Origin of the sequence: Roseateles saccharophilus, from assembly GCF_004342485.1 — a bacterium.
Classification (GTDB): domain Bacteria; phylum Pseudomonadota; class Gammaproteobacteria; order Burkholderiales; family Burkholderiaceae_C; genus Pelomonas; species Pelomonas saccharophila.
On sequence record NZ_SMBU01000019.1, the window covers coordinates 12,275 to 36,435 of the forward strand.

A 24,161-nucleotide genomic window follows, 5' to 3' on the forward strand; every position below is an offset into this window, starting at 1 on the left:
GCCTAGAGTTCGCGGGTCTCGGTGCGCAGCGCGGCGCCCAGCAGCGGCAGGCAGGCGGCCAGGGCCTGCTGGGCGTCGCCCTCGGGTGTGGGGGCGTCGGCGGCGAAGGCGGCCAGCGCGTCCAGCGCGACGGTGCGCTGGCCCAGTTCGCGCTGGATCAGCGTCGCGACCTCGGGGCCGTGCTCGGCCGTGACGACGTACAGGCGGGCCAGCGGCAGGTCGGGCCAGCTGCGCTCCCAGACGTCGATGGAGCGTTGCAGCTCGACGACGAGGGGGGATTCCGGCGCACTACTGCCGTCGAAGCTGCTGCCGGGCTGGTATTCGAAGCCCAGCGGCAGCTCGGCCGCCGAGGCTTCGGTTTGCTCGCCGCGGGCGCGGGCGCGCAGGCTGGGGTCGCCCTCCAGGCGGCGCGTGTAGAAGAGTTCGTCGCCGACGCAGACGACGAGCAGGCAATGGCCCTCGTCGACGAGCACGGCCGCGCAGGCGCGGTCGGAGAGTTCGTCGGCCCTGGCCTGCCGCGCCAGCAGGTTGCGCAGCGCGGTCTCCCAGATGTCGACGACGGAGAGCAGGTCGGTCAGGGCGGCCGCGCCCTCGGTCAGGGACTTGATGGCCGCATTGCGCGCCGCGACGACGAACAGCTGGCGCGCGCTGGCGGTGTTGGGGCGCTCGACATCGCCGCCGACGTGCATCACGTCCAGCGTCAGCTCGGCGAGGTCCACGTCCACGAGCTCCTTGATCTGCCAGCGTGCGGCGGACTTGAGCTCCTCTTGCGGCACATTGGGCGTGTCGACCTTCAGGACGAGGTAGTCGGCCGGGTCGAGCAGGGCGATGGCGTCTCCCGCGAGGACGGGTTTGGCGTCGGCGGTCAGGCCCCAGCGCAGCAGGCGAACGGCTTCGTCGCCCGGCGGGCCGTCGGTCAGCACGAAGGCGTGCTGCTCGCCGACGCGTCGCAGCAGCAGGCGTTGGCCGCTACGGCGCGGGGACCATGGCCAGCGCATCAATAGTTCTCCCTCTGGAACAGGACACCGTCGGCGCCTCGGTACAGCCCCCAGGTGGCGCGGGCGCCGGGGTCGTTGGTGTAGCTGCTGCCGCACCAGGCCGCGCGCAGCGCGGTCAGATGGGCTCCCTGAGTGGCTGCCACGATCGGAGTCCAGCTGCCGCTGAGGCAGGACTGGTCGCCGGGCGGTGTGGCGCTGTCAAGCGCCAGGCTCAGGTCCAGGCTGCCGACGTGGCCGGCTGCCGGGGCCGCCAGAGCCAGGCGGCCGGTGCCGCTGCTGAGGGTCAGTGCGCTGCCGCTCATGGCGGCGTCGCCGGGCGCCAGGGACTTGCGGAGGTTTCCGAAGTTGATGTTGGCAGCGCTGATGCGGGTGCAGTTGTCCAAGGTGTTGGTGGTGAAGGCGCTGCCGTTCCAGTATTGCGCCGCGATCGGGAGGTAGAGCGCGCGCGCTGCGGCGCCGATCGCATTCTGCAGGCGCAAGCGGCCATGGCGCAGCGGGATTGTGCCCAGCAGCGTTGCATCCACGCCATTGGGCGGGCTGTCGGTGTCGAGGTTGAGTGACAGCATGCCCACGTTGTCGCTGTCCAGCGGGGCTATGCCGAACTGCGCTGTGTCGAACGGACCGTCAGGCGCGCTTGCGCGCGCTACCTTGGCCTGCAGCGTGACCGCGGCGACGCCATTGCTCCAACTGCCGGTGCTCGCAATCGGCGTGACGCGGCCGCCGGGCTTGAACATGGTCGTGCCGCTGATGCCGGCCAGCTTCAGGTTGGCCGGCGTGGTCAGGCCGAGCTTGGCAAAGCCGCCGGTGTAGTTCTGCGTTGTCGTCCCTGTCGTGGTCTGGGCCGTCAGCGTGAAGGCGGCGAGGAAGTTTTCGTCCAGATAGGTGAAGCTTGCCGCCGGGCTGCAGGCCATGTCGCTGCGCTGGGTGAGGTTTGCCGCACTGAGTGCGAAACCGCCCGGGACGAAGCGGCCGACGCGGGTCTGCTGGCTGCCGGCGGCATTGAAGGCGACGGCGTTCAGTGACAGCCCCGCGGTGCCGAGATAACTGCTGACCACGCCGGTGGTATTCAGCAAAAAGCTGCCGACCTCGCTGTAGGCCAGCGAGGTGGCCGTGGCACTACCGCCGGAGAACCCGCCGACGTTGCCGTTGGACAGCGTGCCCAGCACGCCGCCGCTGGGCGTCTGCGACCCGGAGGCGGGCGACAGGGAGACCGTGGCGTTGAAGCCCGGCGCCAGGCCGGCTGCGGACACCTGGGCCAGGGTGGCGGAGGCGCTGGGGACGCCGGTATTGCTGCTGTCCGCCGAAGCGCTCCAGCGGTAGGCCGACACGGTGGCACTGAAGGCGGCGCCGGCGGCACCGAACACGCCGTCGGTGGCCGCGCTGCCCGCGGGGTTGGCCGTGCCGGCCAGCGTCAATGCCGTGAAGGCCAGCGTGAAGGGGCGCACGGTCAGGTCGCCCAGGCCACCGCTGATGGTGCCGCTCGCGTAAGTGAGGGAGTCGTCGTCCAGGTTGAGGGTGTACTTGCCGACGTCGCTCGTGACGAGGTTCATGCTGGCGAAGCCGGCGCTGAATGCCAGGCTGAGATTGTTCGACGTCGGCCGTGCGCCCGGGACGCCATAGCTGTTGGCGCCGATGCTGACCGACGGGGCCGTCCAGGGGCCACCGTTGTCCGTGCGCCAGAGCTTGAGGTTGCGTGTGCCGGAAAAATCGGTGGCGACCCCGCAACTGCCGGTGCTGGGGTCCTTCTTGATGAGGGACACCTGCAGGTCGTGGTTGCGGCCGGCAACGACGATGTTGCTGCCGGCGATGTTGTTGTTCAGGTCCTCGGCCCAGACGAAGGCGTTGTTGCTGAAATTGATGGCCGCGGACGTGCTGCTGGAGGCCGGGACGCTCGTGTCCACGACATTGACCGTGAGGCTCTGGGCCAGGCTGTGCGCCAGCGTGAGCTTGACGATGCCGGCGTCCAGTGCCGAGAAGGTGTAGGTGGCCGTGCCGCTGTTGGCGCCGCCGGGCGTCAGCGTGCCCGATGGCGCCGGGCCGCTGCCTGCGGCCCAGGTGCCGCGGCCGCTGGAGGTGGTGAGCAGAACCGTGCCGGTGTAGCCCGTCAGCGTGTTGCCGGAGGCGTCCTTGGCCGAGAGGGTCAGCGTTTGCGGTTGGCAGGTCGAAGCGCTGCCGGTGCCGCTGATCGAGAAGCCCGCCAACGTCGGCGCGGACCCGCTGCACAGCGCCGGCATCGGGTAGGAGGAGTTGTTGGCGACGCAGGTCGTGCCACAGCTGCTGCCGCCACAGCAGATCTTGGCGACGTTGGCCTGGTAGCCCAGCGTGATGGCAGCGCCGTTGGTGGACTGCACGCAGGCCGACAGTGTGGCCGCCTGCTGAATGTTGATGGTGCCGCTGCTGGTGCTCAAGTTGCCGGCGACCGTGGCGGCATAGCCGACGTCCACGTTGCCCGCTCCGCCGTTGACCAGCCCGCCCACCTGCGAGGCCTGCGCCAGCGTGATCGCACCGGTCGTCGAGATGTTGCCGTTCACCTGCGACTGGTAGCCCAGGCTGACCGCACCGCTGCCGGCGCTCACGTTGCCCGTCACGACGGCAGATTGGCCGACGCTGACGGTGCCCGTCGTGTTGATGTTGCCCGAGACGGTGCAGGAATCGCTGACGTTGATGGAGGTGCCACCGTTGATGCCGCCGCCCACGCTGCCGCTCTGGCCGGTCGTGACGACGCCGCTGCCGGTGATGGAGCCGGTGACCGAGGACTTGTAGGCCAGCGAGATGTCGCCTGCCGTCGCGGTCAGGTTGCCGTTGATGAGCACCGCACCACCGCCGGCGTCGTTGACGCTGCCGGCTGTCACGTTGGCCTTGATGCTGGCCTGATAGCCCAGCGTCAGCGTGCCGCTGACGACGAGGTTGAGATCGCTGGTGTTGCCGGCGGCATTGATGACGGCGTTGTTGGTGGACAGGTTGCCGCTGATGTTGATGGTGGCAGGCCGCGAGCCGCTGATGCTGATGGTGTCCCCATAGGCGAGCGTGAGTGAGCTGCAGTAGTAGGTCCCGCCGCCGCCATTCCAGCAGCCGGCGGGCTTGTAGCTCGGAAAGCTGTAGTTGACTGCGCCGGCGGCACTGCAGGCGACGGCGAGAAGCAGACCCAGCCAGCGCTTCATTTGCTCAAAGTGCGGCTCAGCTGCCGCTCCGTGTAGGTGGGTTCGGTCGTCGCCGGGTTGGGGCAGGCGCCGCCGCTCGCGCTGTTGCAGGCCGTGGCCAGCAGTACATAGAAGGCCAGCGCCTGTGCACCGTCGGTCACGGTGCCGTTGGCCGGCGTGCGCGTGCAGCTGACGGTGACCGTGAAATCGGACAGTTGGTCGGGCAGCGCGACGCTCTTTGTCGCGAAACAGGCCGGCTGTCCCGAAGGGTTGAGGATTTGATAGCTACCCCATTCCAGGCCGGCGAACGCGGCCTGGTAGGCCCTGGCCGCGGCGAGCTCGCCGGCCGAGCCCAACTGCTGGCGCTGGCTCAGCGAGGCCAGTGCCGCCCCCAGCGCCGCCAGTGCGACCAGGATGAACAACATGGACATCAACGTGAATCCGCGAGCTCGCATGGTCAGGGCAGGTTGTCCACATGGACCGTGTGGTAGAGCGAGACGGTCTCGCTGTTGGCGCTCAGCTGCAGGCGCAGCGTGACGAAGGCGTAGCGCGCCGCGATGGCGGGCTGGTCGTAGGAGATTAGGCAGCCGGTCACGTTGCGCGCCAGCACGGCACTGCTGCCGCCGGCGGGTGGGTCCGGCTGAGTGCTGGAGAAACCATAGCCGGCATAGCGGGTCAGCGTGCCGGCCGTGAGGTCGCAGCGGTAGGTGACCGGCTGTTCGATGGCGTAGACGCGGAACGGCGGTGCCTGCAGCGCATTGGGAAGCGCCGCGCCGCTGATGCTGACGTTGCTGACGCTGCCTGCCGCGTTGGACGCCATGCGCACGTTGGACAGCGTGTAGGCGTCTGCGTCCGGCACCCCGGCGCCGAGGTTGTACCAGGCCAAGCGCTGGTTGCCGCTCTGCAGCGTGAGCGGGGGACCGACGATGTCGAAGCTCGTGTCGGCCACCCCGAACCGCAGCACGTCGCCAGACTCGACGGCATAGCGGGCGGCGCCGCTGACCGGGATCAACTCCAGGCTGAGGGCGCTGGATGAGACCCTTGTGCTGTTGGGAAGGGCGACCGCGAGATCGCGGGCGATGCGGCGCAACGCGGTGTCCGCCTGGTCGGTCAACTGGGCGCGCGTGGCGCTGGAGAAATAGGCGGTCGTCGCCGGCAGGATGAAGATCGACACGATGCCGACGACGACGCCGGTGATGGCGATGACCATCACGGCCTCGATCAGCGTGAAGCCCTGTGCACGCCTGGCGGCGAAGCCTTCAGTACGGCGACTGCGGGGCATAGCGGGTGCGCCAGCCCTGCAGCACCAGGGTGCTGGCGTCTGGGCCGGTGACGGTGATGGTGATCTTGAGGGCTTCGCCGCCTGCGGTCAGCGTGTCCAGCGCGGTGGGCGCCACGGCCACCGAGACGGCATAGCCCGTCAGGCCGGCCACGGCGGCGTTGCCGATGTCGCGGATGCCGCTCATCGAGAAGCCGGCGTAGTCGTTGACATTGTTGAAATAGGTCGGGCCATAGCGGGATTCACCGGGCTCGGGGCCCAGCGATTCGGCCAGCGACGCGCAACCCGACGCCGAGGTGGCGATCTCGACATTGGCATCCGTGGGGTCGCACCAGGTCATCGGCATCAACTGCACCTCGTGCAGCATCGATTCGGCGATGGCCAGCTCCTGGCGCCGGATCACCGGATCGGCGCTGGCCTGTGTGGCGGTGGTGAAGACCCGCAGCATCGCGCTCAGCGCGATGCCGACGACAACGACGAAGAGCAGCAACTCGATCAGGGTCAGGCCGCGCTTGCGCTGCCCGGGGTGCAGGGCCGGCATGTGCGGGATGCTAGCCGAGCATTGCATCGCGCGAGCCTCAAGGAGTGGGGTAGATCAGCCCGGTATCCGCCTCGATGCGGTAGGCCTGGCTGTAGCTGCCGGAGGCAACGGTGACCGTCATCGCCGCGCCCGTGCTGGTCGCCGTGGCGCCGCTGTTGGCGTTGTTGAAGGTCACCGTGCGGCTGCCGCCCTCGGCGATGCAGGGGCTCTCGGTGGCCGGGCAGGGCAGGGCCGAGATCGCCGTGCCGCTGCCATAGGCCCAGCTGACGCCGCTGCCGGTGATGGTGGCGATGATGGGGCGGCGCTGCTGCAGCGCCAGCCTGAGCATGGCCTGGTGGCGGGCCTGCAGGTCGTCGCCAAATGAACGCAGCCGCCACAGCGTCGTGTCCACCAGCTTTGGAAGGGCGAACACCGCCAGGGCGGCCGTGATCACGATGACGAGGATGAGCTCGATCAACGTGAAGCCACGCAAGCTGCGCGGCATGACGAATCAGCTGATGCCGGTGGCGGTAAAGGTCGCGGTCGCACCGCCGGTGGTCTGCGTCAGCGTGCAGGAGACCGTGGCATCCACCGCGACGGTGGCCGCCGTGATGGTGTAACCGGTAGGCAGGCCGCCCTGCATGGAGGTGGCGACGTCGGTGCAGTTGGCGACGGCATTGCCTTTGGTGCTGTTGGCCTTGCGAGAGGCGTAGTTGATGGCCGAGGCCGAACTCAGTGCGCCTGCCACGCCATTCAGCGCCGATGCTCGCGCATCTGAATCAACACTGACGAACTTGGGCAGGGCGACAGCGGCCAGGACGCCGAGGATGACGATGACCATCACCAGCTCGATGAGGGTGAAGCCGGCTTGCCGAGTCTTGTTCATGAAGGTTCTTCCTGCGCGTGGCGCTGTGGTCGGGGGATGACACAACTATCGGCCAGGCTCGGCGGCCTTGAACAGTGAATTGCGCACGGGTTGGCGCACCGATTGCAGTCGACATGCAAACCGTTGCAAGCGTCACACGAAATGGGCCGTCAACGGCCCATCGCGGCCTGACCCAGGTTCCATAGCGGCAGGAAGACGCCCAGGGCCAGCACGAGCACCATGACGCCGATGATGGCCAGCAGGATGGGTTCGATGGCGGCGGACAGGCCCTTGATCGCGTAGTCGGTCTCGCGCTCGTACATCTGGGCGATCTCGGTCATCAGCGTGTCGAGCTCGCCGGTCTCCTCGCCGACGGCGATCATTTGCAGCACGATCGGCGTGAACACGCCGGTCGCCGTGGCGCAGCGCGAGATGCTCTCGCCGCGCTCGACGCCGTCGCGCATCTGCTCGATGCGGGCACCGATGTAGGCGTTGTCCACGGTCTGCGCGACGACCGTCATGGCCTGGCTGATGGGCACGCCCGAACTGTTGGCCAGCGCGAAGCTGCGCGCGAAGCGGGCCAGCGTGGCCTTGAGCACGATGTTGCCGGCGATGGGCAGGCGCAGCTTGAAACGGTCCCAGGCGTAGCGGCCGCCCGGCGTGGCGATCCAGTTGCGCCAGGCCAGGCCGGCGCCGATGCCGCCGGCGACGACCAGTGGCCACCAGCGCACCGTCCAGGCCGAGAAGCCGAGCAGGATGCGCGTCATCAGCGGCAACTCGCTCTTGAAGTGGGCGAAGACCTCGGCGAACTTGGGCAGCACGAAGAGGTTGATGATGACCAGCGCGATGGCCATCGCGAAGATGACCATGACGGGGTAGCGCAGTGCCTGCTTGATGCGGGCGCGGATGTCGAGCTCGAACTCCAGATGCTCGGACAGGCGCTTGAGGACCTCGGTCAACCGCCCGGTCAGCTCGCCGACCCGGGTCATCGCGACGAAGAAGGGACTGAACACGGCCGGATGGCGGGCGAAGGCGGTGGCCAGCTCACGGCCCTGGTCGAGGCTGGCGCGCACGTCCTGCAGCAGGCTAATGATGCCGGGGTGGGAAGTGGACGCCTCCAGCCCGGCCAGCGAGCGCAGGATGGGCACGCCGGCCTTCTGCAGCGTGTACATCTGGCGCGTCAGCACCAAGGTGTCGTCCAGCGTGACGGGCCTGGCCAGCAGGGCCTCCAGCCAGCCACCGCCCGCAACGCTGACCGCCTCGGTCGTCGCCTCGATGCTGACTGGCACGACGCCGCCGGCCATCAGCTGGGCGGCCACCGCGTCGCTGCTGACGGCATCGACGATGCCTTCAACGAGCTCGCCGCGGCCGTTGCGGCCCTTGAACGCGAAGTTCATGTCGGTCGACCGTAGTGACTTGAAACCGTGGGCCGAGCGCCGGGCCGTCCCAAGCCGGCCCGCGGGCGATGTGCTTGCGGCTCAACGCCGCAAGCATCGCCGTCCCCTAGGGGGACCGACCAGGCTTGCCCGCGTTCTGCGGCGCGGGACTGGGCGAGGGGCCGATTCACTCGGTATCCACGCTGATGCGCACCGCCTCGGCCAGCGAGGTCTTGCCCTCGCGCACCAGGGCCAGGCTGCGGTCGGCCAGGGTCCGGCCCTTCAGCGAGCGGCGCGCCGCAGTCAGGAAGTCGCCCGCCTCGCTGCGCTGGATGGCCAGCGCCATGTCGGGGTCGAGCTCCAGCATCTCGTAGATGCCGCGCCGGCCCTGGTAGCCGGTGCCATTGCATTCGGAGCAGCCGCGGCCCTTGACGTTCGGCACGGGGGCCGGCGTCTCGCCGTTCAGCGTCAGCACCTCGTTGACCCAGGCCTGCTCTTGCGGCGTGGCGAGGTGGGGCTCGGCGCAGTGCTTGCAGACGCCGCGCAGCAGGCGCTGGGCCAGCACGGCCTGCAGCGAGGTGGCGACCATGAAGGGCGGTGCCCCCATGTCCAGCAGCCGGAAGGGGGTGGAGACGGTGTCCTTGGTGTGCAGCGTGCTCAGCAGCAGATGGCCGGTGATGGCGGCACGCAGGCCGATCTCGGCGGTCTCGGCGTCGCGCATTTCGCCGACGAGGATGACGTCGGGGTCCTGGCGCAGCGCGGCGCGCAGCACGCGGGCGAAGTCGAGCTCGATCTTGTCGTTGACCTGCACCTGGGTCAGGCCGGGCAGACGGTATTCGACCGGGTCCTCGACGGTGATGATCTTCTGCTTCTCGGAGTCCAGTTCGGCCAGCGCGGCGTACAGCGTGGAGGTCTTGCCGGAGCCGGTCGGGCCGGTGACGAGGATCATGCCGGAGTCGCGGCCCAGCAGCTCGCGGAAGCGCTTGAGCATGTCGTCCGGCATGCCGATCTCGCCCAGGCGGCGCAACGCCGAACCCTGGCCGAGCAGGCGCATGACGACGGACTCGCCGTACTGGCTGGGCATGGTGGAGAGCCGCACGTCCAGCGTGCGGTCGGACAGGCGCAGCGTGAAGCGGCCGTCCTGCGGCAGGCGCTTCTCGGAGATGTCCAGGCCGGCCATCAGCTTCAGGCGCTGGGCCAGGGCCGGCGCGATGCGCTTGTCGGCCTGGGTGAGGGTCTGCAGCAGGCCGTCGACGCGGTTGCGGATCAGCAGCTCGCCTTCCTGCGGCTCGATGTGCACGTCGGAGGCGCCGGCGCGGGTCGCGTCCTCGAACACGGACTGCAGCAGCCGCACGACCGGCGCGCCCTCCTGGCCGACGCTGGCCTGCAGGGTGCCGAAGTCCACGGCGTCGCCGATGTCCTTCTCCAGCGCCTTGGCCAGGCCCGAGATCTCGTCGCTGCGGCGGTAGTGCTTGTCGAAGACGGCGGGCAGCTGGCTGTCCGCGACGACGGCCATGGCCAGGCGCCGCTTCAGGATCTTGGCCAGCTCGTCGAAGCCGAACAGGTCCAGCGGGTCGGCCATCGCGACCAGCAGCGTGTCGCCGCGCTCCTCCAGCACGACGGCGCGGAAGCGCCGCGCGGGCGTCTCGGGCAGCAGGCGCACGAGCTCGGTCTTGAGCGGGAAGGTCTTGAGGTTGACGAAGGGTGCACGCAGCTGGCGGGCCAGCACGTGGGCCAGGGCCTCCTCGGTGATGAGGTTGGCCTCGATCAGGATGCGGCCGAGCTTCTTGCCGGTGGCGCGTTGCAGCTCCAGCGCCTGCGTGAGCTGCTCGGACGAGATCAGCTGCTGCTCGACGAGGACGTCGCCGAGGCGCAGTTTCGGGCGCGGTGCGGCAGCGGTTTCAGCGGACGCTTCACTCATCGGATCAGGCTCTCATGGGTGGCAGGTAGCAGACTCGAAGCGCAAGAGTGCCTTCCCCAGCGACTGCCGCGGAACCGGCTTTGCCGGGCCGCTGGCAGTTGCCAAGGCCAGAGGCCTTGTCCTTCGCCAGGCACAAACAGTCCTCAGGACTGTTTGTGTCCGGGCTCAGCCCCCTTGAAGGGGCGCGCGAAGCGCGTCGGGGGTGGGCCATCCCGGTCATGTGTTACTGGTGGCGTGGACTTCGGCGAGGGTGGTGACGCCCTGCAGCACCTTGACGATGCCGTCCTGGCGCAGCGAGCGCATGCCCTCGGCCAGCGCGGCGTTGTGGATTTCCTCGGCGCGGGCGCCGGTCTGGATCAGGCGGCGCAGGTTCCTGGAGACGGTCAGCAGTTCGTGCAGGCCGGCGCGGCCCTTGAAGCCGCTGCTGCCACAGGTCGGGCAGCCGGGGCTCGTGAACTTCATCAACCGCCCGTCCTTGCCGTGGTTCTTGATCCAGTCGGCCATCAGCGTAGGTTTGGCCGGCCGCGCCTCGGCCGGGAAAACGTGCAGATAGTCATCCAGCAACTCGCCGACTTCGGCCTCGCCCATCGGCCCGCTGGTCTGGCAGGCCGTGCAGTTGCGCCGCACCAGGCGCTGGGCCAGCACGGCCAGCAGCGAGTCGGCGAAGTTGAACGGGTCCATGCCCATGTCCAGCAGCCGCGTGATGGTCTCGGGCGCGCTGTTGGTGTGCAGCGTGGACAGCACGAGGTGGCCGGTCAGCGAGGCCTCGACGGCGATCTCGGCGGTCTCCTGGTCACGGATCTCGCCGACCATGATGACGTCGGGGTCGGCGCGCAGGAAGGCGCGCAGGGCCTTGGCGAAGGTCCAGTCGATCTTGGGGTTGACCTGGACCTGGCGCAGCCCGGCCTGGGTGATCTCGACCGGGTCCTCGGCCGTCCAGATCTTGCGGTCGGGCGTGTTGATGTGGGCCAGCGCCGAGTGCAGCGTCGTCGTCTTGCCCGAGCCGGTCGGGCCGACGCACAGCACCATGCCGTAGGGCCGGGCCACGGCCGTCTGCAGCGCCGCGAGGTTGGCCGGCGTGAGGCCGATGCGATCCAGCGGGATGGGCCTGCTGCTGGCCAGCAGGCGCATGACGACGTCTTCCAGGCCGTTGTTGGTCGGGATGGTGGCCACGCGCAGCTCCAGCTTGTGCTGGGCCGAGAAGCGCGCGAAGTTGATCTTGCCGTCCTGCGGCTTGCGGCGCTCGGAGATATCCAGGTCGCACATGATCTTGATGCGCGCGATCATCGCGTTGCGGTAGGTGTGGGGCAGCTCGAGGTAGGGCTGCAGCACGCCGTCGCGGCGGAAGCGGATCTTGAGCTTCTCGCGGCCCGGGTAGGTCTCGATGTGGATGTCGGACACGCCCTGGCCGTGGGCCTCGATGATCATCGTGTTGATGAGGCGCACCAGCGAGTTGTCGCTCTGCTCGATGGGCGACTCGTCCTCCTTACTGCTGCGCTCGCTGCTGTCGCGTTCCAGGCTCTCGATCAGCTTGTTGGAGCTCTCCAGCGGGAAGTCGGGCTGGAAGTCGGGCAGCGGGGCGTCGTTGCGCTGCGGCCCGTCGCTGCCGAAGCGCTCGAAGGTCGCCGGCACGGTGAACTGCAATGTGCCGAGCCTGGTCAGCGTCGGGATGACCTTGAGCTGGGTGATGAACTCGACCTCGTCGATGGCGTCGCGCCGCGTCGGGTCCTCCATCGCGACGATCAGGCGGCCGTCGCGCAGCACCAGGGGCAGCACCTCCAGCCGCTTGGCGACGGCGTAGGGCAGCTTGCGGACTGCGTCGGGCTCGATGGCGAAGTTCTCGACGTCGACGACCGGATAGCCCATCTTGCGTGCCAGCGCCGACTGCAGCTGGGCGCGGCTGATGATGCCCTTGCGCACCAGCAGCTCGCCCAGCGGCACGGAGCGGTCGTTGCGCTGCTGCACCAGGGCTTGATCCAGCTGCTCCGGCGTGACCAGGTCCAGGGCCAGCAGCGCCTCGCCGATGCGCACCATGGGCATCCTGGCCTGCTGCTCGATGGCCTGCAGCAACTGCGCGGCGGTGACGATGTGCTTGTCGACGAGGATGTCGCCGACGCGCTTCTGGCGCAGGCCGGTCTGCTCGACGGCGGCGGCGTTGAGCTGCTCGGGCGTGACGAGATTGTCCTTGAGCAGCAGGTCGCCGATGCGCTCGCCGACCTCGAAATGCGCCAGCACCTCGCGCGGGATGAAGACGCGGCGCACCGAGTCGTCGTTGTCGGACAGCGGCGGGAACAGGAAGAGGCCGAGCTTGTCGTGCTGGTGGCCGATGGTGACGCCCTTGAGCTCGTCGCCGCCGGTGAAGACGATGCGGAAGTCGCTGCGCGGACGCTGGTCGACGCTCAGCGGCGAGTTCAGGTCGCTGGCATGGCGCGGCGGCACGACGACCGGGTTCAGCAGCTTGATCGCGCGGAACTGGCTGAACTTCAGCGGCATGCCGTTGCGTGCCGGTGGGACATTGATGGTGACGAGCCGCTCGCTCGCGTCCAGCGCCAGCAACTGGCCGTTGCTGCGGCTGTTGTTCAGGCCGAGGATCTCGCAGGCCTCGGAGCCGCGCTGGGTCTGGGCCTGCGGGTAGGCCGCGTAGGGAGGGCTGGGCCAGAGGAAGCCGGACAGCTGGCCGCCCGGGCCGGCGGTGTCGGCGTCGCCATCGGGCCAGGGCAGGGGCTGGTACGGGTCGGTCATGGGCTCGCGCAAATGGAGTGGCGCCGATTATGGAGGGCCGCCGCGCATGCGCCGGCGTCGATCAGGACCTGTTGCAGCCCGGATGCGGGCCGCGCCCCGGCTTCACTCCTGCGTGTACTGGCGCCAGCGCGCACTGGCCTGGCGCATCAGCTGCACCTGGCGGGCGAAGCGGCGGCAGTTGCCGCAGATGCGGTGGTGCAGGCGCAGCGTCAGGCGTTCGGCCAGCGGCATCGAGCGGTCCTCGGCCTGCAGCGTGATCTGTGTTGCCTCGCGGCAGTTGATCATCAGCTTGATCAATTCGCTCCTCCGGCAGATGCGGCACTGAACCACCCGGCTTGCAGGCAGTCCCTCAGCCTCAACCGGGCACGGTGCAGCATGACCCAGAGGTTGGTCGGCGTGATGGCCAGTTCCTTACAGATCTCGTCCGAGTCCAGCTCCAGCCACTCGCGCATCATGAAGAGCCGGCCCTGCTGGCCGGGCAGCTTCTCGACGCAGGCTTCCAGCACCTTCATGAAGTCCATCTGGCGCAAAGCGTCCTCGGGGTTGCCCCAGTCGTGCTGGGTTTCGCGCCAGTGGCCGTTGCTGGCAAACAGCAGCTCGTCCAGGTCGGCGTCGTCGTCAGTGCCGGTTGTCGTCGACAGCTCGCGGCTGTTCCTGCGGATCTGGTCGATGAGCTTGTGCTTGAGGATGCCGATCAGCCAGGTCTTGAGCTGGCTCTGGCCCGCAAAGGCCTGGGGCTTCTCGAGCGCGGCGAGCAGGGTGTCGGAGACGGCGTCCTCCGCCCAGGCCGGGTTGCGCAGTTGCAGCCGCGCGTACTTCAGCAAGGCCGGGCGCAGGGCTTCGATCTGGCGGCAGTAGTCCTGAGAGGCTGTCATGGCGATGCAGTGAACGGCGGGCAGTGTAAGGATTGGGCGGCGTCTTGCGACTTCAGCCCTGCCGCCGCATCATCGGCCGCCTTCCCACCCTCAAGCTTTTGGAGACCTGTCCATGAAGACCCAAGCCCTCGTGTCCTCGGCCCTTGCCGCCGCCCTGTCCCTCGGTTTCGTCGCCCAGGCTCAGGCCCAGGACAAGGCAAAGGAAAAATGCTTCGGCATCGCCAAGGCCGGCCAGAACGATTGCGCCAACCTCAGCGGCAGCCATGCCTGCGCCGGCCTGAACAAGGTCGACAACGGCGTCGACGAGTGGAAGTACGTCGCCAAGGGCAGCTGCAAGAGCGCCGGCGGCACGACGCTCGAAGAAGCCAAGGCCAAGATGAAGAAGTAAGCCTTGCAGGCGGCTTCCTCCCAGGCGCCGGCCGGGGCCCTCGTGGGCATAGGCTGGCGCCAGCCCCATTACGAGGCGCTGCTGGAGCAGCGCCCTGGCCTCGGCTTCATCGAGGTCCATTCCGAGAACTTCTTCGCCGATGGCGGTGCCACGCTGGCCGTGCTGGATGCCGGCCGGGAGGCCTACCGCGTCAGCCTGCACGGCGTGGGCCTGGGCCTGGGCTCGGCCGCCGGGCTGGACGATTGGCATCTGGAGCGCCTCGCGCGCCTCGTGCAGCGGGTGCAGCCCGACTGGGTGTCCGACCACGCCAGCTTTGCGCGCGTCGGCTCGGGCCTGCATGCGGCCGACCTGCTGCCCATCCCCTTCACCGACGAGTCGCTGGCCCTGCTGGTACGGCATGTGGAGCAGGTGCAGCAGCGCCTCGGCCGGCGCATGCTGGTCGAGAACATCAGTGCCTATGTCGGTTGGGCCGGCGACACGCTGGCCGAGCCCGAGTTCTTCAACGAGCTGACGCGGCGCAGCGGCTGCGGCCTGCTGCTGGACGTCAACAACCTCTTCGTCAATGCGCGCAACGACGGCCACGCGCCTGAAGCCGCCGCGCGCGAGGCGATGCGCTGGGTCGATGCGATCCGGCCCGGCAGCGTCGGCGAGATCCACCTGGCCGGGCATTGCGAGCGGCCAGACGGCCTCGTCATCGACGACCACGGCAGCCGCGTGCGCGACGAGGTCTGGCGTGCCTATGCCCATGCGGTCGGGCGCTTCGGCCCCGTGCCGGCGCTGATCGAATGGGATACGTCCCTGCCCGAGCTCGACGTGCTGCTGGCCGAGGCCGGCCGGGCGCGGGCCTTGCAGCCATGAAGGCGGCGCAGCAGGCCCTGGTCGACGCGCTGCTGGGCCGTGGCGAGCCGCCTGCCGGCCTGAGCGGCGGCGCGCGCGGGCTCACGGCCTACCGGGGCAATGTGCAGGCACTGTCCGCCCAGGCGCTGGCCGTGCCCTTCGCGCGGCTGCGCGAGGCCCTGGGCGAGGACGAGTTCGCGGCGCTGGCCTGGAGCTTCTGGCGCGCCCAGCCGCCCGTGCGCGGCGACCTGGCGCAGTGGGGCGGGGCGCTCGCGGGTTTTCTGGTCGAGCATGCCGGCGAGGACTCTGGACTGCCGGACCTGGCCCGGCTGGACTGGGCCCTGCACCAGGCGGAGCGGGCCGCCGATGCGGAGCTCGACGCCGAGTCGCTCGCCCGGCTCGGCGACACGCCGCCCGAGGGTCTGTGGCTGCAGCTGCGGCCCGGCGTGGCGTTGCTGGCGCAGTCGGGCGGACCGGTGCTCGTCTGGCGTCAGGGCTGGCGCGGCGCCTGGCAGGCCTTGCAGGCCGGCGAGGCGGCCTTCATGCAGGCGCTGCTGGGCGACGTGAATCTTGCCGCCGCCCTCGAGGCCGCGGCAGTGAAAGGTTTGGCGCCCGAAGCCGACTTCGACTTCGGCGCATGGCTGCAAGCCGCGCTGCACAACGCCTGGCTGCAAGGAGTCAGGACGGCACCCACGCACAGGACGACGACACCATGAAAGCTCTGATCTCCGCGACGCTGCGCGCCTTCACCGACCCGGGCCTGGCGCCCACCCGCATGCCGGCGGCGCTGGACATCCTCGTCGGCCATCTGCAGTCGCTTGTGCTGCTGGCGGCGCGGCTCTATGTGGCCAACATCTTCTTCACGTCGGGCCTGACCAAGCTGCGCGATTGGTCGGCCACGCTGGCCCTGTTCCACGACTACTACCAGGTGCCGCTGCTGCCGCCGACGCTCGCGGCCTATATGGGCGCGGCGGGCGAGCTGGCGATACCGGTGCTGTTGGTGCTCGGCCTGGCGGGGCGCTTCGCCGGGGCGGGGCTGTTCGTCGTCAACCTGATGGCCGCGCTCTCGCTGCCGGCGGAGGACCTGTCGCCCGCCGGTGAACTGCAGCATGTGCTGTGGGGCGTGCTGGCCGTGGTCATCGCGCTGTGGGGCGCAGGTCGCTGGTCCGTCGACCGTTGGATGGCTACTCGTTCCGCGTGAAGCCCAGGAGAATGACCGACGGCACGCGGCCGTCGACGTCGCGCGGCAGGCTCTCGGCCTTTTCGATGGCGCGCAACACGGCGCGATCCCACTCCGGATCGCCGCTGGCCTTGACGATCTTGCTGCCCAGGATGCGGCCGTCCGGCGCCAGCGCAACCTGAACGTCAGCGCTCGGGTTGGCCGCGCTGTCGCCCGAATAGATGATCAGCGGCTTGATCTTGCCCTTGACCTTGCCCGTCCAGCCGGCCGACGGCGCGGCGTTCTGAGCCGCGGCGCCGGTCGAGCCCGGCGTGCCGCCGGCCATGCCCTGGATGCGGCGCAGGTTCTCCTGGCGCAGCGCCTCACGCTTGGCGTCGGCGTCCTTGGCTTCCTTCGCCTCCTTAGCGTCTCTGGCCGCCTTGTCCTTCTTGCGGTCCTGCTCGGCCTTTTCCTTGGCAAGCTTGTCCGCCTTTTCCTTGTCGGCTTTTTCCTTGGCCGCCTTGTCGCGCTCCTGCTTGGCGGCTTCCTCGCGGGCCTTGTCCTTGCGTTTCTTTTCCTTGGCGATGGCGATTTCGGCCTCGCGCTGCTGTTCGGCCGCTTCCGCCTCGGCGCGCTGCTGGGCCTTCAGGTCGGGCTTGGGTGCCTCGGGTTCCGGCTCGGGCGGCGCTTCCTCACGCGGCGCGGCGACGGTGGGCACGGCCGCCCACAGCTCGGCTTCGAAGGCCGGTGAGTTGTCGCTGCGCCAGTGCAGGCCATAGCTCAGCGCGAGGATCAGCAGGCCGTGGGCCAGCAGCGCCAGCACGAGGCCGCGGCCGATGCCGGCTACCTCGGGAGGGCGAAGTGTCGCGGTGCTCATCAGTTGCCGGAGGCGCCGCTCTTCACGGCCAGGCCGACGCGCTGCACGCCGGCACGCTGCAGCGTGTCCATGACCTGGACGACTGCTTCGTACTTGACGTTCTTGTCCGCCGAGATGACGACCGGGTTGGTCTCGTCGCGACCCTGGGCCTTCTTCACGCGCTCGGCCAGGCGGTTGACCGGGATGGATTCGGGCTCGAGCTGGTCGATCTTGATCTTCAGCTTCTCGTCGGTGCCGACGATGACCTGGATGACATGCTCGGGCTGCTGCCGGCTCTTGCCGACGCTGGGCAGGTCGACGAGGCCGGTCGTGATCAGCGGCGCGCTGACCATGAAGATGATGAGCAGCACCAGCATCACGTCGATGAAGGGGACCATGTTGATCTCGTTCATCGTGCGGCGCCGGCGGCCGCCTCCTCGGCTGACGGTGGCGGCCATCTCAATGGCCCTGCGTGGAGTTGCGCTGCAGGATGTTGGAGAACTCCTCGATGAAGGTCTCCAGCGTGATGGCGCTGCGGTCGATCTGGCGCGCGAAGCGGTTGTAGGCCAGCACCGCGGGGATGGCGGCGAACAGGCCGATGGCCGTGGCCACAAGGGCCTCGGCGATGCCGGGCGCGACGGTGGCCAGCGTCACCTGGGTCAGGTTGGACAGGCCGACGAAGGCGTGCATGATCCCCCAGATGGTGCCGAACAGGCCGACATAGGGCGACACCGAACCGACCGAGGCGAGGAAGGACAAGTTGCTCTCCATCGCGTCCAGCTCGCGATGGAAGCTCGCGCGCATCGCGCGGCGGGCGGCGTCCAGCAGCGCGCCGGTGTCGGCCACGCGCTTCTCGCGCAGCTTCAGGAATTCGCGCATGCCGGACGCGAAGATGCGCTCCAGCGGCGCGCCATCCGTGCGGTTGCCGACCGACTGGTAGAGGTCGTTGAGGTTCTTGCCGCTCCAGAACTCGGCCTCGAAGGCGTCGTTGCGGCGCTTGATCTGGCCCAGGCCGATCAGCTTGCCGAAGATGACGCTCCAGCTCGCGAGCGACACCAGCAGCAGGCCGGCGATGACGAGCTGCACCGCGAAGCTGGCGTGCAGGATCAGGGAGACGATGGAGAGGTCTTGATTCATGCGGAAGTGATCGCCGCGACGACCGTGTCGGGCAGGCGTTGGGGTTTCAGGTCTTCGGCACGCACGCAGCCGATGCGGATCTCGCCTTCGGCCAGCACGGTGTCGCCACGCAGCGCACGCTGGCGCACGACGAGGCTGGCGCGGCCGGCGGGCCCGGGCTCGACGGTGACGGTCAGCAGGTCGTCGAGCCGGGCCGGCGCCAGATAGCGCAGGCTGGTGGCGGCGACGACGAAGATGACGCCGGTCTCCTCGCGCAGCTGGTGCTGCTCGACGCCGGCCGCACGCAGCCATTCGGTGCGGGCGCGCTCGAAGAACTTCAGGTAGTTGGCATAGAAGACGATGCCGCCGGCGTCGGTGTCTTCCCAGTAGACGCGGATGGGGAATTCGAAGTTCATGCGAGCACCTTGCGCAGCCGGGCGACGGCTTCCTGCAGGTCCTCGATGGACGAGGCGAAGGACAGGCGCATCCAGCGCTGCGGGTCGGCGACGCCGAAGTCGCGGCCGGGCGTCAGCGCAACCTGGGCGCTTTGCAGCAGTTCGTGGGCGAAGGCCCAGCTGTCGGCGTGGAAGCGGCTCACGTCCATCCATGCGTAGAAGGCGCCGTCGGGTGGCACCGGCACGTTCAGGCCCAGCGCGTCGAGTGCCGGCACGATGTAGTCGCGGCGTTCGCGCAGCACGGCGCGGCGGCGTTCGAATTCGGCGATGGACTCGGGCTCGAAGCAGGCCAGCGCCGCCTTCTGCGCCAGTGTGGAGGGGCAGATGTAGAGGTTCTGCGCCAGGCGCTCGATGGCCGGCACGAGGGCCTGGGGCAGCACCAGCCAGCCCAGGCGCCAGCCGGTCATGCCGAAGTATTTGGAGAAGCTGTTGACCGAGACGATGTCCTCGCCCAGTCCATCGGGAAGCCCGAGCGCACTATGGCTGAAATGCTCCTCGTAGCTCAGCGGCAGATAGATTTCGTCGACGACGGTGACGCCGCCCTGGCTGCGCACGAAGCCGGCGATGTCGGCCAGCACCTCGGGCGCAATCGACGTGCCGGTCGGGTTGCTCGGCGAGGCCAGCAGCACGCCGCGGGTGGCGGGCGTCCAGGCATCGCGCACCTGAGTGGCGTCGAGCTGGAAGCGCTCGGCCGCGCCGGTGCGCAGCAGGCGTGGCGTGGCGTCGGCGGCCGTCACGAAGTGGCGGTTGCAGGGATAGCAGGGGTCGGGCATCAGCACCTCGTCGCCAGGCCCGAAGAGGGCGAGGCAGGCGAGCTGCAGCGCGGCCGACGCGCCGGCCGTGATCGCGATGCGCTCCGGCGCGATGGCGAGGCCGAAGCGCTGGCCGTACCAGCGCGCGATGGCCTCGCGCAGCGCCGGCAGGCCAAGGGCATCGGTATAGGGCGTGGGGCCCTGGGCGACGCGGGCGGCGGCCTCGCGCACGGCCGGGGCGGCGCCGAAGTCGGGCTCGCCGATATTGAGGCGGATCATGTGCCGGCCGCCCCTGGCCGGGTCGCACAGCGGACCGGCAGCGACCTGGGCCGCGGCCTTGGCCAGCTCCATCACGTAGAAGGGCTCGATGCGGTCGAGCCGCGCGGCGAGCTTCATCAGCGCCTGGCGGCCACCTCGAGGGGGCGCAGGTCGCCGGCCGCGCGGTCCAGCACGCCGTTCACATACTTGTGGCCATCCGTGCCGCCGAAGGCCTTGGCCAGCTCGACGGCCTCGTTGATCGCGACCTTGTAGGGGATGTCGAGGCAGTGCTTGAGTTCGTAGGCGCCGATCATCAGGATGGCGTGCTCGATGGGCGAGAGCTCGGTGGTTTTGCGGTCGACATGGCGGGCGAGGATGACGTCGAGGTCGGCGGCCTCCTGCACGCAGCCGCCGAGCAGCGCGTCGTAGTGCTTCACGTCCAGCTTGGCATAGCCGTCCTGCTCGCGGCCCAGGGCTTCGATGGCGCCGATGTCCTCGCCGGTCAGCAGCCACTGGTAGAGGCCTTGCAGCGCGGCCTCGCGGGAGCGGCGGCGGGCGGACTTGGCGGTCGCGCGCTTGGCGGCAACGGGTTTGCCTGTTTGGGCGGCCGTCTTGGATGCGGTCTTTTGCGGTGCGTTCACTCGATCTCTTTCAGCAGATTGGCCATCTCGACGGCGACGCGGGCGGCGTCGCGCCCCTTGGGCTCGGCGCGGGCCCAGGCCTGGGCTTCGTTCTCGACGGTCAGGATCGCGTTGGCGATCGGGATGCCGTGGTCCAGGCCGACGCGCGTCACGGCGGCGCCGCTCTCGTTGGCGACCAGTTCGAAGTGGTAGGTCTCGCCGCGGATGATGCAGCCCAGCGCGATCAGCGCGTCGCAGTCGTTGCTCTCGGCCAGGGCCTGCAGGGCCAGCGGCACCTCGAGCGCACCGGGCACGGTGACGTGGCGGATGGCCTCGGTGGGCACGCCCAGGCGAGACAACTCGGCCAGGCAGGCGCTGGCCAGGGCCGAGGTGATGGAGTCGTTGAAGCGGGCCTGCACGATGGCGATCGTCAACTCGCTGCCATCGAGGGCACCCTCGAAGCCGGGCCGGCCTTGGTCGGAATCTTGCATCGCGAGTCTCTCCAGCGTCAGCAGTTGGGGGGGGCGACGAAGCCGGCCACCTCGAGGCCATAGCCGGTCATGCTGGGCATGCGGCGCGGGCTGCCGAGCAGCTTCATGCGGTGCACGCCGAGGGCCTTCAGGATCTGGGCGCCGACGCCATAGGTGCGCAGGTCCATCGCGCCGCGCGAGGCCGGCGTGGGCTTTTCGGACTGGGCGCGCGCCAGCACGCCGGCGGCGTCCTCGCCGCAGTTCAGCAGCACGGCGACGCCGGCCGGGCTCGCAGCCAGCGCGGCGAGCGCCGCGGGCAGGCCCCAGGAATGGCCGCAGGCGCCGGCTTCTAGCAGGTCCATCACCGATAGCGGCTCGTGCACGCGCACGAGAACTTCGTCGGCGGCGCTCCAGGCACCGTGGCTGAGCGCGAGATGGGTGGCGCCGGTACGGTCGCTGAAGACCTGGCAGTCGAATTCGCCCTGGGCCGTGTTCAGGCGGCGCTGGGCGACGCGCGTGATGAGGCTCTCGTGGCGGCTGCGGTATTCGATGAGGTCGGCGATGGTGCCGATCTTCAGCCCATGCTCGGCCGCGAAGATCTCGAGGTCCGGCAGCCGCGCCATCGTGCCGTCGTCCTTCATGATCTCGCAGATCACCGAGGTGGCCGACAGGCCGGCCATGCGGGCCAGGTCGCAGCCGGCCTCGGTATGGCCGGCGCGCATCAGCACGCCACCGTCCTGGGCCTGCAGCGGGAAGATGTGGCCGGGCTGGACGAGGTCGCTGGCCTTGGCGTCGGCGGCGACGGCGGCCTGCACGGTGCGCGCGCGGTCTGCGGCCGAGATGCCGGTCGTGACGCCGGTGGCGGCTTCGATGGAGACGGTGAAGGCCGTGCCGTGCTGGGCGCCGTTGCGCCGCGTCATCGGCGGCAACTGCAGGCGCTCGCAATGCTCGCGCGGCAGTGTCAGGCAGATCAGGCCGCGGCCGTGCTTGGCCATGAAGTTGATGGCCTCGGGCGTGACGAGGTCGGCCGCGAAGACCAGGTCGCCTTCGTTCTCGCGGTCTTCCTCGTCGACGAGGATGACCATGCGGCCGGCGGCCAGCTCGGCGACCAGCTCGGGGATGGGGGAGATGGGCATAGCTTGCGATTGTAGGTGGCGACCCTAGGTCGGTCGAAAGCGAAGGCGCAGATCCTGGCCGACGGCCGTGGCCTCGACCCGGCGCCAGCGCCGGGCCTCGTCCAGCCCGGCCAGTGCAGCGAGCTGGGCCAGCGGGCGGCCCTCGCCGATCAGCATCGGCGCCTGGTAGACCAGCAGTTCGTCCACGAGGCCAGCGTCGATGAAGGCGCCTGACAGCGTCGGGCCCGCCTCGACATGCAGTTCGTTGATGCCTTGTGTGCCCAGTTCGGTCAAGAGAGCAGCCAGGTCGGCCCGCCCGGGGCCGACGACGCGCACCTCGCCCGGCGGCTGCAGGATGCGCGCCGCAGCAGGCATGCGTCCCTGTGGGTCCAGGATGATGCGCAGCGGCTGTTTTGCGGTCGGCACGAGGCGCACGTCCATCCGCGGGTCGTCGGCCAGCACGGTGCCGATGCCGGTCAGGACCGCACCCGCGCGCCTGCGCCAGGCATGGCCATCGGTGCGGGCGGCCGCGCCGGTGATCCACTGGCTGCGGCCATCGGGCAGGGCGGTGCGGCCGTCCAGCGAAATGGCCGACTTGAGGCGCACGAAGGGCCGGGCCCGCTGCATCCGGGAGAAAAAGCCGATATTGATCTCGCGTGCGGCATCGGCCAGATCAGCGTCTGCCAGTTCGACCGCGATGCCGGCCGCGCGCATTCGGGCCAGGCCCCGGCCGGCGACCTCGGGGTTGGGGTCCTCGATGGCCGCGACGACGCGGGCGATGCCGGCGGCGATCAGTGCGTCGCAGCAGGGGGGCGTGCGGCCCTGGTGGGAGCAGGGCTCCAGCGTGACGACGGCGGTCGCGCCGCGCAGGTCGTGACCGCGCGAGGCCGCATCGCGCAGCGCCATGATTTCCGCGTGCGCCTGCCCGGCGGGCTGGGTGTGGCCGGCGCCAAGGACCGCGCCATCGGCGGAAAGGATGACGCAGCCGACGCGGGGATTGGGATCGGTGAGGCCGATGGCGCTCTCGGCAAGCGCGAGGGCCTGGTGCAGCGCAGCGGGAATATCGGGGGCGGGCATGCGCCCAGTCTAGCCAGGGCTCCGGGCTAGGGCTGCAGCTGGAGGGTGCTGTAGTCGACGAAGATGCCCGCAGAAGGGCTTGGCGCCGGCGCGGCGGGGCAGGCGACGTCGCCACGGACGACGAGGAAGTTCTGCCGGGTCAACGAGTAGGTCACGCCTCGATAGATGTCCGGGTGCTCTTCGTTGTCGATCAGGAAATAGCTGGGCGTGGTGCCGGCGAGATAGGCGTAGCCAGCCGTCGCGTTGGGGGTGAAGGTGTAGCCGTTGCCGTTGTAGTCGGCGCTGTAGCGGCAGACGCGGAACTGCGTGGCGTCGGTGCCGACATTCAGTCCCGTGAGCAACACATGGCCCCACCAGTTGGGCGTGGTCTGGGTGTTGGGATAGACGATGCAGTTGTAGTTGACGAAGCTGCGCGTGGCATCGGGGCTGGATGGCGCATCGCTGAAGCACTGCGGGGTTCCCGCGTAGCCAGCGTTGGGGGCCAGTTTTGTCTTGTCGCTGGGATCCGAGAATTGGCTGGGTATCAGGCTCACCATGGCCGATACCGAGGGCAGTGCAAGCGCCTCAGGCGTCGTCGGATTGGCTGGGCTGGTGGCGGAGAAGCGGATGGTGCCGCTGACGAGAAAGGCCGTCGTGCTGGTGCAGCCCGCCACGTCGCTGGCCGTCAGCGACGACACCGGCGTGTCGACCGGAATGGTGCAGATGCTCGTGATGGCGCCGGTCAGGTTGTTGAACACCCACACGGCGGTGCCGCCGCCACCCGGGCGGAAGGCGCTGCTTTTGTTGCCCAGGTCCTTGGCATCGACGGGGACCGCCGGATGGCGACCGCTGGGCGTCCGAATGCCATTGGTCGGCGGCGCGATGCCCGTAGCGCCGGAGAAAGCGGGGTCGGTGCGGGACACGATGCTGTCCAGCTTGATGCTGCTCTGCTGGTCGGCACGATCCTGCCAGGAGACGGTGACCGACATGGTACGCGCGCGCGGCTCGCCGGATCCCTGGATGAGGGGCGTCACAGCCCGCGTGAGCGTATAGGTCGTGTTCAGGTCCTGGCCCGTGACATCGTATGGGGCGAGGGACGCGATGCTGTTGTCGTAGTCCGGTGTTGTCGTGGACGTGAGTACGGCGAATGACCGCAGGTTTGCCAGTTCTCCCTGGGCGATCCGCATGGCGTCGCCGCGTTGCCTGGCCACGTCGCCGCTACGACGCAAATTGGCCATCAAGCCCACCAGCGCCACCATGCCGAAGGACATCACCAACAGGGCGACCAGGGCTTCGATCAGCGTGACGCCGCGCCGAGGCCCTGGGGTGCCGCGAGGGGTGATGTGCTTGGATTTCATGGCCA

26 protein-coding genes are annotated in these 24,161 nt (G+C 69.3%); 4 read left to right on the forward strand and 22 right to left on the reverse strand.

Annotation, left to right across the window (positions count from 1 at the left end):
* Positions 1 to 2: 2 nt before the first annotated feature.
* From EV671_RS15715 to EV671_RS15770, 12 genes are all read right to left on the reverse strand, one after another.
* On the reverse strand, positions 3 to 998 hold the full coding sequence (locus EV671_RS15715) for a hypothetical protein (RefSeq protein WP_132573398.1): 996 nt from the start codon (positions 996 to 998) through the stop codon (positions 3 to 5).
* Positions 998 to 4,159 carry a polymer-forming cytoskeletal protein gene (locus EV671_RS15720; RefSeq protein ID WP_132573400.1) on the reverse strand — a complete coding sequence of 1,054 codons (3,162 nt, stop codon included), beginning with the start codon at positions 4,157 to 4,159 and terminating at the stop codon, positions 998 to 1,000. The genes EV671_RS15715 and EV671_RS15720 overlap by 1 nt, the downstream gene beginning before the upstream one ends.
* Positions 4,156 to 4,569, reverse strand: coding sequence for an agglutinin biogenesis protein MshP (locus EV671_RS15725; RefSeq protein WP_132573402.1), 414 nt, complete (start codon positions 4,567 to 4,569; stop codon positions 4,156 to 4,158). Before EV671_RS15725 ends, EV671_RS15720 begins: the two co-directional genes overlap by 4 nt.
* A 26-nt stretch (positions 4,570 to 4,595) precedes the next feature.
* On the reverse strand, positions 4,596 to 5,420 hold the full coding sequence (locus EV671_RS15730) for a prepilin-type N-terminal cleavage/methylation domain-containing protein (RefSeq protein WP_132573404.1): 825 nt from the start codon (positions 5,418 to 5,420) through the stop codon (positions 4,596 to 4,598).
* A complete protein-coding gene (locus tag EV671_RS15735; RefSeq protein WP_132573406.1) occupies positions 5,398 to 5,958 on the reverse strand; it encodes a type IV pilus modification PilV family protein in 561 nt (186 codons plus the stop codon). The genes EV671_RS15730 and EV671_RS15735 overlap by 23 nt, the downstream gene beginning before the upstream one ends.
* Positions 5,959 to 5,995: 37 nt before the next feature.
* Positions 5,996 to 6,442 carry a prepilin-type N-terminal cleavage/methylation domain-containing protein gene (locus tag EV671_RS15740; RefSeq protein ID WP_132573408.1) on the reverse strand — a complete coding sequence of 149 codons (447 nt, stop codon included), beginning with the start codon at positions 6,440 to 6,442 and terminating at the stop codon, positions 5,996 to 5,998.
* Positions 6,443 to 6,448: 6 nt separating this feature from the next.
* A complete protein-coding gene (locus tag EV671_RS27785) occupies positions 6,449 to 6,823 on the reverse strand; it encodes a type II secretion system protein (protein ID WP_132573410.1) in 375 nt (124 codons plus the stop codon).
* A gap of 149 nt (positions 6,824 to 6,972) precedes the next feature.
* Positions 6,973 to 8,199 (reverse strand): type II secretion system F family protein, encoded by a 1,227-nt coding sequence (locus EV671_RS15750; RefSeq protein WP_132573412.1) that lies wholly within the window; start codon positions 8,197 to 8,199, stop codon positions 6,973 to 6,975.
* Between the two features lie 166 nt (positions 8,200 to 8,365).
* A complete protein-coding gene (locus tag EV671_RS15755) occupies positions 8,366 to 10,099 on the reverse strand; it encodes a GspE/PulE family protein (protein ID WP_132573414.1) in 1,734 nt (577 codons plus the stop codon).
* A 216-nt stretch (positions 10,100 to 10,315) separates the two neighbouring features.
* The gene (locus EV671_RS15760) at positions 10,316 to 12,841 is read right to left on the reverse strand and encodes a GspE/PulE family protein (RefSeq protein ID WP_132573416.1); all 2,526 of its coding nucleotides are present in this window, start codon (positions 12,839 to 12,841) and stop codon (positions 10,316 to 10,318) included.
* A gap of 102 nt (positions 12,842 to 12,943) precedes the next feature.
* Entirely contained in the window at positions 12,944 to 13,138 is a 195-nt protein-coding gene (locus EV671_RS15765; protein ID WP_132573418.1) for an anti-sigma factor family protein, read from the reverse strand.
* On the reverse strand, positions 13,135 to 13,716 hold the full coding sequence (locus EV671_RS15770) for a sigma-70 family RNA polymerase sigma factor (protein ID WP_132573420.1): 582 nt from the start codon (positions 13,714 to 13,716) through the stop codon (positions 13,135 to 13,137). Before EV671_RS15770 ends, EV671_RS15765 begins: the two co-directional genes overlap by 4 nt.
* A gap of 112 nt (positions 13,717 to 13,828) precedes the next feature.
* Here EV671_RS15770 and EV671_RS15775 point away from each other — a divergent pair, with 112 nt between their 5' ends.
* From EV671_RS15775 to EV671_RS15790, 4 genes are read left to right on the forward strand one after another with little or no spacing between them, the layout of a single operon-like run.
* Entirely contained in the window at positions 13,829 to 14,104 is a 276-nt protein-coding gene (locus EV671_RS15775) for a BufA1 family periplasmic bufferin-type metallophore (RefSeq protein WP_132573422.1), read from the forward strand.
* A 3-nt stretch (positions 14,105 to 14,107) separates the two neighbouring features.
* Positions 14,108 to 14,962, forward strand: coding sequence for an MNIO family bufferin maturase (gene bufB, locus EV671_RS15780; RefSeq protein WP_132573424.1), 855 nt, complete (start codon positions 14,108 to 14,110; stop codon positions 14,960 to 14,962).
* The gene (locus EV671_RS15785; RefSeq protein ID WP_165917593.1) at positions 14,959 to 15,657 is read left to right on the forward strand and encodes an HvfC/BufC family peptide modification chaperone; all 699 of its coding nucleotides are present in this window, start codon (positions 14,959 to 14,961) and stop codon (positions 15,655 to 15,657) included. Before bufB ends, EV671_RS15785 begins: the two co-directional genes overlap by 4 nt.
* A complete protein-coding gene (locus EV671_RS15790) occupies positions 15,654 to 16,142 on the forward strand; it encodes a DoxX family protein (protein WP_243655757.1) in 489 nt (162 codons plus the stop codon). The genes EV671_RS15785 and EV671_RS15790 overlap by 4 nt, the downstream gene beginning before the upstream one ends.
* Here the strand turns inward: EV671_RS15790 and tolA are convergent.
* From tolA to EV671_RS15835, 10 genes are read right to left on the reverse strand one after another with little or no spacing between them, the layout of a single operon-like run.
* Positions 16,126 to 16,977, reverse strand: a complete 852-nt coding sequence (tolA, locus tag EV671_RS15795; protein WP_132573428.1) for a cell envelope integrity protein TolA — start codon at positions 16,975 to 16,977, stop codon at positions 16,126 to 16,128. The two genes, EV671_RS15790 and tolA, sit on opposite strands and share 17 nt — an antisense overlap.
* Positions 16,977 to 17,414: a protein TolR gene (gene tolR / locus EV671_RS15800; protein ID WP_132573430.1), complete on the reverse strand. Its 438-nt coding sequence runs from the start codon at positions 17,412 to 17,414 to the stop codon at positions 16,977 to 16,979. The genes tolA and tolR overlap by 1 nt, the downstream gene beginning before the upstream one ends.
* Before the next feature lies 1 nt (position 17,415).
* Positions 17,416 to 18,093, reverse strand: coding sequence for a protein TolQ (gene tolQ / locus EV671_RS15805; RefSeq protein ID WP_132573432.1), 678 nt, complete (start codon positions 18,091 to 18,093; stop codon positions 17,416 to 17,418).
* A complete protein-coding gene (gene ybgC / locus EV671_RS15810) occupies positions 18,090 to 18,488 on the reverse strand; it encodes a tol-pal system-associated acyl-CoA thioesterase (protein ID WP_132573434.1) in 399 nt (132 codons plus the stop codon). The genes tolQ and ybgC overlap by 4 nt, the downstream gene beginning before the upstream one ends.
* Entirely contained in the window at positions 18,485 to 19,675 is a 1,191-nt protein-coding gene (locus EV671_RS15815) for a pyridoxal phosphate-dependent aminotransferase (RefSeq protein ID WP_132573436.1), read from the reverse strand. Before EV671_RS15815 ends, ybgC begins: the two co-directional genes overlap by 4 nt.
* Complete coding sequence (gene nusB / locus EV671_RS27450; RefSeq protein ID WP_243655758.1) at positions 19,675 to 20,178, reverse strand: transcription antitermination factor NusB; 504 nt, start codon at positions 20,176 to 20,178, stop codon at positions 19,675 to 19,677. Before nusB ends, EV671_RS15815 begins: the two co-directional genes overlap by 1 nt.
* On the reverse strand, positions 20,175 to 20,648 hold the full coding sequence (gene ribH / locus EV671_RS27455) for a 6,7-dimethyl-8-ribityllumazine synthase (RefSeq protein ID WP_243655759.1): 474 nt from the start codon (positions 20,646 to 20,648) through the stop codon (positions 20,175 to 20,177). Before ribH ends, nusB begins: the two co-directional genes overlap by 4 nt.
* A gap of 17 nt (positions 20,649 to 20,665) precedes the next feature.
* A complete protein-coding gene (gene ribBA / locus EV671_RS15825; RefSeq protein WP_132573438.1) occupies positions 20,666 to 21,763 on the reverse strand; it encodes a bifunctional 3,4-dihydroxy-2-butanone-4-phosphate synthase/GTP cyclohydrolase II in 1,098 nt (365 codons plus the stop codon).
* A 24-nt stretch (positions 21,764 to 21,787) separates the two neighbouring features.
* A complete protein-coding gene (ribD, locus tag EV671_RS15830; protein WP_132573440.1) occupies positions 21,788 to 22,819 on the reverse strand; it encodes a bifunctional diaminohydroxyphosphoribosylaminopyrimidine deaminase/5-amino-6-(5-phosphoribosylamino)uracil reductase RibD in 1,032 nt (343 codons plus the stop codon).
* 26 nt (positions 22,820 to 22,845) lie between these two features.
* Positions 22,846 to 24,156, reverse strand: a complete 1,311-nt coding sequence (locus EV671_RS15835) for a type IV pilus modification PilV family protein (RefSeq protein ID WP_132573442.1) — start codon at positions 24,154 to 24,156, stop codon at positions 22,846 to 22,848.
* Between the last annotated feature and the right edge of the window lie 5 nt (positions 24,157 to 24,161).